The organism is Mesorhizobium sanjuanii (genome assembly GCF_002529485.1).
Classification (GTDB): Bacteria; Pseudomonadota; Alphaproteobacteria; order Rhizobiales; family Rhizobiaceae; genus Mesorhizobium; species Mesorhizobium sanjuanii.
The window spans coordinates 1-2,606 of the sequence record NZ_NWQG01000300.1 but is presented as its reverse complement, the minus strand read 5'-3'; the positions used below and the strand labels follow the sequence as shown (position 1 = coordinate 2,606).

General features: G+C 62.0%; 3 protein-coding genes. 2 read left to right on the top strand and 1 reads right to left on the bottom strand.

The features are described from left to right. Positions 1–103: 103 nt before the first annotated feature. Positions 104–640 (top strand): MarR family winged helix-turn-helix transcriptional regulator, encoded by a 537-nt coding sequence (locus CN311_RS31430; protein WP_097577452.1) that lies wholly within the window; start codon positions 104–106, stop codon positions 638–640. 14 nt (positions 641–654) lie between these two features. Here the strand turns inward: CN311_RS31430 and CN311_RS31425 are convergent, their stop codons facing one another. Beyond that, positions 655–1,767 (bottom strand): pyridoxal phosphate-dependent aminotransferase, encoded by a 1,113-nt coding sequence (locus tag CN311_RS31425; RefSeq protein ID WP_097577451.1) that lies wholly within the window; start codon positions 1,765–1,767, stop codon positions 655–657. Between the two features lie 129 nt (positions 1,768–1,896). On the opposite strand from CN311_RS31425, the gene CN311_RS31420 reads away from it, so the two are divergent. Beyond that, a partial coding sequence (locus tag CN311_RS31420; protein WP_133117301.1) for a tetratricopeptide repeat protein occupies positions 1,897–2,606 on the top strand: 710 nt, incomplete at its 3' end.

The following is a 2,606-nucleotide window of genomic DNA, read 5'->3' as shown; positions in this document are numbered from 1 at the left end:
CCATTATATTGGTGACTCCGTCTTGTGGATAATTGACTTAGTCAATTAAAATGTTGATGGTGATCAAGTGGCTCAAAAATTTCCTGCGAGAGGAAGGCTCAGCATGCCGAACGAACGGAATGCCCTGGTCACCGACATCCGCCGCTTCAACAGGTTTTACACCAGCTGGACCGGACTGCTCGACGAAACCTTGACGCAGAGCGCCTATACGCTGACCGAAGCGCGGGTGCTGTTCGAACTTGATAATCGACCCGGTGCCATTGCCGCCCATCCCAGTGGCGAAGCCGGCTTCCTTGCGCGGACGTTCCATCTCGATATCGGGCCGGAGGCGTCCGCGATGGCCGCTGAACTCAACCTCGCCCCCGCTTATGTCGCGCGGATCCTCAGAAAATTCGCCGGGGCCGGGCTGATCGAAATGCGCGTCGACCCGAACGACCGGCGGCGGCGCGTTCTCGCCCTGAGCACCCGGGGAAACGCTGCGCTGGCCGGACTTCAGGCGGCCGCCGATCGTGATCTCGGCCGTTTGACCGCCGGTCTCGCCGGCGACGAAGCCGCCGAACTCTCGGACGCGCTGAGAAAGGTCATGCGCCTGCTCGGCGGCCCGGTGGAGGAGAAAATGGTGGGGGCATTGCCGAAATGATGGCGTCGCGAGCCTCAGTTCCCCCGCGCTGCTGCCAGCGCGCCGGGTAATTCCTCGGCGAAAATGTCGAGCTCGTGGTCGAGGCCGACGCTGACCCTTATGCAGCGGTCGAGACGTGGCGCCATCGGCTTGCGGATGAACACGTCGCGCGACAACAGCGCCTGCAGCACTTTCAGCGCAAAGGCGCCGTCGCTGCGGCAGTCGATGGTGACGAAATTGGTTGCCGAGAGCAGCGGCTTCAGCCCGTTCGCCTCGGCAATCCCGGCGATGCGCCGACGCCCGGAAGCGACCCGCGCCACCACGCTCTGCAAATAAGTTTGATCGGCCAGCGCTTCGACCCCGGCGATCTGCGCCATGCGGCTGACGCCGTAATGGTTGCGGATCTTCTCGAAATCGCGGATCACCTGGGCCTCGGCCACCGCATAGCCGCAGCGTATGCCGGCCAGCCCGTAAGCCTTGGAGAAGGTGCGCATGCGGATGACGTTCGGCCGGGAAATATCGATCGGCGGTAGCGCCGAAGCCGGCCCCAGCTCGCCATAGGCCTCGTCGAGCACCAGCATGGTGGTCTCAGGCAATGCTTCGATGAAGCGGACGAGTTCGTCCGCCTCCCACCAGCTTCCCATCGGATTGTCGGGATTGGACAAATAGACCAGCGGCGCCTTGTCCTTGGCGATCGCCGCCAGCAGGCCGTCCAGGCTTTCCCGGTCGTTTTCATAAGGGACGGTAACCAGCCGGCCGCCCACACCGGCAATGTGGAAGTTGAAAGTCGGATAGGCGCCGAGCGAGGTCGCCACCGCGTCGCCTGGCGCCACATACATGCGCGCCACCAGGCTGAGCAGCCCGTCTATGCCTTCGCCGATGACGACATTGTCGGCCGACAGGCCAAGATGGGCGGCGACAGCCACTTTCAAATCGAAATTGTCGGGGTCGCAATACATCCACATGTCGCGGGCGACAGCCTCCATGCGGGCGATGACGCGCGGCGAGGGGCCGAAGCTGCTCTCATTGGCGCCGATACGGGCGCGAAACGACCGGCCGCGCTCGCGCTCCTGCGCCTCCGGGCCGACAAACGGCACCGTCGAGGGAAGCGCGGCGATGAGTGGCGTGAGGGGAGGGCGCGGACGCATGGCAATGCTCGTTCGAAAAAGGGGCTTGTTCGAAAAGGGCCTTCTTGCTAGCGCGGCACCGTTGACCACGCAAGCTTGGCCGCAACCGGCATGCTGGATTCCTGCGGGTGTTTTTGCTAGCGAGAGATCATGAACAATCGACTCCCGCCTGCTTGGTCAAAGCACATCAAACCCGGACCCGCGCCGAAAGCGAAGGGACCGATACTGAAGCCTCTAGTGAACCTGCAGCAAGGAAACGCTCAATCGCGTGCGCAAGCCGACGACGCGCTGCTGAAACAGGCATATATCCATCAGCAGGCCAAGCGGCTCGACGAGGCTCAAGATCTATGCCTTCGGGTTCTGGCGCGCACGCCAAACCATCCGCTGGCTCTGTACATGCTGGGCACCCTGTACCTGCGTTACGATAATGAGAGAGCCCTGCGATATTTCGCGCGGGCGGTCGGCGAGGACCCTAAAAACCCCTATTACCACCTCAGTCTGGGCGAGGCCTATGTGAAAGTCAGCGAATATTCGCCGGCCATCAAGCATATGCAGTATGCGCTGGAATTGCAGCCCGGCCTTGTCGAAGCGCTTTGTGCATTGGGGCGCGTTTACACCGAATTTGACAAGCCCGACATGGCTTTGCCGCTTTACGAGAAGGCGCTGAAAATTAACCGCGATCATCCCAAGGTGCGGGTCGGCCTGGCCAGCGCGCTCGCCGGCATGGGGCGCATGGATGAAGCCGCCGTCTATCTGAAAGAAGCGATCGAACGTCGCATTGGAGTGCCTGCCGCTTACAGCGAACTTGTCCAGACGCGAAAATTCACCGGAGAGCCCGAGGAACTCCAATCCATCCTTCG